At 45.4% G+C, this 6,114-nt stretch carries 5 protein-coding genes; 4 read left to right on the top strand and 1 reads right to left on the bottom strand.

Translation table 11 applies throughout. The features are described from left to right. Window positions 1–558: 558 nt before the first annotated feature. The 3 genes from RID53_RS33050 to RID53_RS33040 all read left to right on the top strand — a co-directional run bounded on the left by RID53_RS33050 (window position 559) and on the right by RID53_RS33040 (window position 4,107). Window positions 559–1,314 (top strand): pentapeptide repeat-containing protein, encoded by a 756-nt coding sequence (locus RID53_RS33050; RefSeq protein WP_446392125.1) that lies wholly within the window; start codon window positions 559–561, stop codon window positions 1,312–1,314. A 186-nt stretch (window positions 1,315–1,500) separates the two neighbouring features. Next, window positions 1,501–1,950, top strand: coding sequence for a ferritin-like domain-containing protein (locus RID53_RS33045; protein ID WP_446392126.1), 450 nt, complete (start codon window positions 1,501–1,503; stop codon window positions 1,948–1,950). Window positions 1,951–2,514: 564 nt separating this feature from the next. Next, on the top strand, window positions 2,515–4,107 hold the full coding sequence (locus RID53_RS33040; RefSeq protein WP_446392124.1) for a vanadium-dependent haloperoxidase: 1,593 nt from the start codon (window positions 2,515–2,517) through the stop codon (window positions 4,105–4,107). A 66-nt stretch (window positions 4,108–4,173) separates the two neighbouring features. On the opposite strand, the gene hemC is transcribed toward RID53_RS33040, so the two are convergent. Continuing rightward, the gene (gene hemC / locus RID53_RS33035) at window positions 4,174–5,139 is read right to left on the bottom strand and encodes a hydroxymethylbilane synthase (protein WP_446392123.1); all 966 of its coding nucleotides are present in this window, start codon (window positions 5,137–5,139) and stop codon (window positions 4,174–4,176) included. Window positions 5,140–5,277: 138 nt separating this feature from the next. On the opposite strand from hemC, the gene RID53_RS33030 reads away from it, so the two are divergent. Then, window positions 5,278–5,877, top strand: coding sequence for a class II aldolase/adducin family protein (locus RID53_RS33030; RefSeq protein ID WP_446392122.1), 600 nt, complete (start codon window positions 5,278–5,280; stop codon window positions 5,875–5,877). Window positions 5,878–6,114 lie beyond the last annotated feature (237 nt).

Below are 6,114 nucleotides of genomic sequence, written 5' to 3'. Positions count from 1 at the left end.
TTTGAAAACGGTAAAAGCCTTATGTAACATTGTTGATGGCATTTTGCTGTTCTAATTTATAAGGTGGTTCTCGCAATCGGATTTGGTATGAATAGTCCTGGTTGCCCTAATTTTCTCTCATCACAATGAATTAGCCCTGCTGTAGTACCCCCTTTTTCGATCCCCCTTCTGTTCCTCTTCAAAAGGGAGAGACCAGTAGTAAAAATAAGCCCAAATCCCAACCGCTAAATTTGACTAATCCCTAGTCACCGTTTTCTTTATCAACGCTTTAATAAATAGATTCGTTTTTAAACTCAACGTAAAATTTTACGATTTTTTCTTAAAAATAAGCCGAAAACCCTTCAATTGCCTCAACATCAAGCTATCCTCGATAGTAAGCGTGACTACTCCCACGAAGTCTAAATAAGCATTCAACCTAGTTTAAGGTTGTCTGCTTATAAATTTTATCGCCGTTAAATTACGCCAGACGCTGAAACCTTTAACGACGATTTATTCTCCGTTTTTCGGAACCAGCCACCTTATCTGGAAATTGCTCATTGTACTCACACTAACACTCCTATGAAACTGCAAAACCATCGAATTCCAGAAGAGCAAGCCCAAGACGTTTTGACGCGAGCTGCTCAACTCTATGCCCAGCACAATCAAAGTTATTCGGTACAAGAGCTAATCGATGCTGGAACCGAAGCCCAAATTCCATCCGAGTTTATGGAAGAGGCGATTCATCAGATTGAGCTAGAAAACATCCAAGCTGAAGCTCAACTCCGAAAAGCTAAACGTGGTAAACCTTTAGTTATGGGGGTCGCGATCGCACTTCCCGTACTTATCGCCCTCGGCTTAGCTGGATGGTTGTTACAGAGAAATAGTGTAACCAACGCCGCCGTCAGTCAGCCAGCCCAGACAGAAGAGACGATATCCCCGCCCACTACAGTTAGTGATGCCAATATCGCACCCAGCAACTTCAAATGTGCAGGCTTAACCCTCAACGGCGCTGATTTGAGTGGCAAAAATCTCAAAGGTGCCGATTGTACCAATGCCGATTTAGCCAATGCGAATTTGGCAGGAGCCAATCTCGAAGGGGCAAATCTAAGTCATTCTAACTTAGAAGGTGCTAATCTAAATGGCGTTAATCTCAACGGGGCAGATTTAGCGGGAGCGAATTTGGCAGGAGCCAACTTAGACAGTGCCAACCTGGAAGGCGCGAACCTGAGCAATACTGATTTAAACAATGCCAATCTCAACAACGCCACTATCGCAGGAGCAGATATGGCGGGAGCTAACTTAGACGGGGCGAACTTGAATAATGCCCAAAAATAAGCGGTTCGCCGTAATGGGAGCATCTTGCTCCCCCAGCTTCCCCAGCTTCCCCATCTCCCCCATCTCCCCTGACTGAGGTTGCGAAATGTTCTCTAGCAACTGTTGTAGATTGGCTGATTTGTTAGAGTCCTTTAAAGATAAACTAAAACAGATCTCAGTGAATCTACATACTGTAACCTCAACATGATGAAAGAACTTGACCTGAAAAAGACCATTGCCCTGCTCAACACCATTATGGAGTTTGAGTTGGCTGGCGTCGTGCGTTACACTCATTACTCCTTGATGATCATTGGTCCCAACCGAATTCCCATTGTCAACTTTTTTAAGGCACAGGCTAGTGAGTCTCTACTCCACGCTCAACAGGTGGGAGAAATTATCACAGGCTTAGAAGGTCATCCCAGCCAAAAGATTGCGCCCATCGAGGAAACTTACCAACATTCTGTGCAGGATATTTTACAGGAAAGCCTTAATCATGAGAAAAAAGCCTTAGATCTCTATAAAGACCTTCTGGATGTCGTGGAAGATGCTTCCATCTATCTCGAAGAATTTGCCCGGGGTCAAATTGGTCAGGAGGAAATGCACAACATAGAGATTAAGAAGATGATGCGTGATTTTAGCTTAGGGGTTACTGAATAAGTATTGTGGTGAGGGGAGGAAACAGGTAACGGGCAATAGGAGGAATGGGGGCTGTGGCATTTCTCGGATTCCTGAATTCTTCCTCAGCTGCACTGGGTATTGCTGCCCATGAACTGACCGGGTTGGAAACAGGAGTTCCCTACTAAAACAGGGGATTTGAACCGGATTTAACAGTTTACCGCGAGAAACCCTACGTTGTAATTTTAACGAGGTTGGTGGAAATAAACTCAACTGTATTAAGTTCTGTAAATACCCCTCAAACCCTTACATAAGATGTAGTTCAAAAAAGTTAATACTTTATTCTTATATACATTTTTGTGAGCGATCGCATCAGGTGGCATCCCGTTTTCGTAAAGAAAGATGTGGGATATAGACAGCGAGTCATTGAAGCCTCTACCATTAGTCTAATCTTCTAACCTGAGCAACCGTATCCTTGTCTGCCGTGGGTCAACGGTGGATCAAGTTTAGCTGGAAAATTTTAGGTTGAACCCGGCCTAGAAGTTATCCGGATGGGTTGCTATTGCTGTTGAAGAATAAAGCTTCTTATTCCAAGGATAGATTAATATGAAGAAAATATTTTCCCGTCGCAGCTTATCTCGCCAGGTTCGTGAAGAAGCGGCTGAAATTGCCTTTTTGCGCTCCCATCCTGAGCATTTAAATAATGGTGAGGAGTCGGCGTATCGGAACTCTGAGAACGAACTCAGTTATATTGCCAACTATTCCAAAGGTTTACCCCATAACGATTTAGGTGAAGTAGACCCAAAAGCTTATCGCCTCTTACTCAAAGCCTTGTGTAGTGGCAATCCTGACGATTTTGAGGCAATACCACGGGGCTGTACTCACGGCAAACCAGAGTTATCCGAATCCAGTTCCGAGGAAAAGAAACGCCTAGGTTGTCGTCGATTAATCAATCCGCAAGCCGCGTTAGCCTTTGACTTAGAAGGACCCGATGCTCAGTCAGTAACGATTCGCCCTGCTCCCCGTATCGATGGGGCAGAAAATGCTTGTGAAGCCATCGAACTTTACTGGATGGCGCTATTACGAGAAGTGAATTTTACCGACTTTCGCGATAACTGCGACATTGAAAAAGCCGCCGAAGAACTCTCAAACTGTTCAGATTTCCGGGGACCAAAAGAAGATGGTAAAGTGACACCGGATGTGATTTTCCGAGGATCTACGCCGGGAGATGTGGTTGGTCCTTTTATCTCGCAATTTCTGCTCAAAGATATCCAATATGGCACGCTGAAAATTAACCAACGCCAACGAACGGTTGTTCCCAACAGCGACTTTATGACCGATTATAAAATGTGGTTGGCGGTGCAAAATGGCTTTGATTTCAGTGGTCAGGATAAATGTGACGACGTGCCGCGCTATATTCGGAATATGCGAGATTTAGGCAATTATGTGCATTTTGATGCCCTCTATCAAGCTTATTTGAATGCTTGTTTGATTTTATTGGATATGGGCGCACCGTTTGATCGGGGGAATTTCTATCTCACCTCAGAAAATCAGGATGGGTTTGGTACGTTTGGTGGGCCGCATATCCTCAGTTTAGTCACAGAAGTGGCGACGCGAGCCTTAAAAGCCGTTTGGTATCAAAAATGGTTTGTGCATCGGCGGCTGCGCCCTGAAGCCTTTGGTGGACTGATTCACAATCTTATGACGGGACAGGCGGAGTATCCAATTCATCCAGAGATTCTCAATTCTCAGGCACTTAAAGCGATGTTTGATAAAAATGGTAATTATCTGCTACCGCAAGTGTTTCCAGAAGGATCACCGACTCATCCGGCTTACGGTGCGGGACATGCAACAGTGGCGGGGGCTTGTGTGACGATGTTAAAGGCGTGGTTTGATGAGTCTTATCAGATACCAAAGCCAATGGTTCCGAATGAAGATGGGACGAAGTTGGTGTCTTACATTCCCTATAGTGGACCGGGTACAGAGGTTCTCACTGTAGGCGGAGAATTGAATAAGCTAGCGGCAAATATTTCCATTGGTCGCAACATGGCAGGTGTACACTGGCGGACAGACTACACCGAATCGGTAAAATTAGGAGAAGCGATCGCGATCGGGATTTTGCAGGAGCAAAAGCTGACCTATAACGAAGATAGCTGTTTCTCGCTGACCAAGTTTGATGGTACAGCGATAACGATATAGGAGTCTCGTCGTCGTAGCGCGATCGCCATCCGAGAGGGCGCACGTCTACGTCTGTGCGCCCCTACCTTATCGCTGAATTTGAGCGAAGATTTCGTCTAATATCTCTTGCGCCCCTTGCTGACGTAATAGTTGAGCCAGTTCAACCCCTAAGGCTTCCGCCTCAGTCGCCTCTCCAGTCACGGTATCTTTAATTAAGCTTGTCCCATCTAAACGGGCAACCATACCCGTGAGAATTAGATTATTTCCCTTGATCTCTGTATTTACGCCAATGGGGACTTGACAACCGCCTTCGAGTTCTCGTAAAAATGCCCGTTCTGCATAACACCGTTGTGCGGTTGGGGAATGTTCAATAGCTTTGAGTACATCCAAGATTTCTGGATCATCCCCCCGACATTCTATGCCCAACGCCCCTTGTCCCACAGCATGAAGGGAAATCTCCGAGGGTATAACTTGGTGGATGCGATCGCTCATATCCAATCGTTTTAACCCGGCGGCGGCTAAAATCAAAGCGTCAAACTCTCCAGCATCCAGTTTTCCGAGTCGGGTATTCAGGTTTCCGCGAATATCTTTAAACGTGAAATGGGGGAAGTGGTAGCGTAATTGCGCCAAACGCCGCAGGGATGAGGTGCCAATCACCGCACCTTCGGGAAGCGTATCCAGTTGCTTACCTTGGTGCTTGGCGTGAAGTACCAATGCGTCGGCGGGGTTTTCGCGTTCCGTGACACACCCCAAGACTAATCCTTCTGGTAACGCAGTGGGCAAATCCTTGAGGGAATGCACCGCTAAATCAATATCCTGATTCAGCATCCCTACTTCCAATTCCTTGGTAAAGAGTCCCTTATCACCAATCTTGGAGAGTGCCACATCCAAGATTTTATCCCCGTGGGTACTCATCGTCTGGACTTCAAAGTCCCGATCCGGGTAGTGTTTTTGTAGTTGTTCCTGTACCCAATAGGTTTGCACCAAAGCCAATTGGCTTTTGCGGGAACCGATACGAATCGTGCGAGCAGGACTGGTAACAGTGGAGGACATAGAGCGATCGCGTCAAACAAATATAAAGAGTCACCTACTCTAGACTACCGCAGTTTGGTCATTCGTTCTTTGTCCTTTGTCACTCTTCCCTATTCCCTGTTCCCTCGTCATTACCAATAACGATAGGAAGGAAAGACTATGATCGATGAAGGTTACGTTAAGTATCAATGCCATTGGATTGAGACAAAGCCACTTCCCTATAAAAAGATTGCAGAAATTAATCAATGGCGCGATAAGCTCTATCAATTGAACCTAATCGGCATGTATGAAAATGGGATTGGTTTTGGTAATCTCAGTATTCGTTATACGCCCTCTGGTGAGTTTATCATCTCTGGCACAAAAACAGGTAGTCTTTCCAGATTAACAGAACATCACTATACTATTGTCACCGATTTTGATTTAGACCAGAATTCTTTAACCTGCACAGGACCCATCCAAGCCTCATCGGAAGCGTTAACTCATGCCACTCTCTATGCGGCAAATCCGACAATTAACGCAATTATTCACGTTCACAATCTCCCCCTGTGGCAGCAATTAATCCACCAAGTCCCCACCACCGCCCAAGATTGTCCCTACGGCACCCCGGAAATGGCACGAGAAATTCTCCGATTATTTGACCAAGAGAATCTGATGGCAAAAAAGATTCTGGTAATGGCGGGACATGAAGAAGGAATCATAACCTTTGGCGAAACCTTGGACGAAGCGGGTAGTCTGCTTTTGAATTACTATAATAAGTAGTCAGACTACAATGGAAAAGTCATCATTCATAATTAATAATCAATAATTAGGGCTTGCTGTATAAATGTGTAAGGTAGACCAGGTAGGAGTTTCAAACCATTTTTCGACCCAACAAGTGCAAGGTTTTTATACTACCCCCCTCTTGTATCCTGAACTTTTCGCCGACAACAGCACCAAATTTTCCCTCGACAGAGGGGTGAAACCATTGCCCATTGCCCATTGCCCATTCCCTATTCC

It is taken from the genome of Coleofasciculus sp. B1-GNL1-01 (genome assembly GCF_040220235.1).
Classification (GTDB): domain Bacteria; phylum Cyanobacteriota; class Cyanobacteriia; order Cyanobacteriales; family Coleofasciculaceae; genus Coleofasciculus.
The sequence above is the reverse complement of the archived record's forward strand: the minus strand, read 5'-3'. Positions and strand labels throughout refer to the sequence as shown.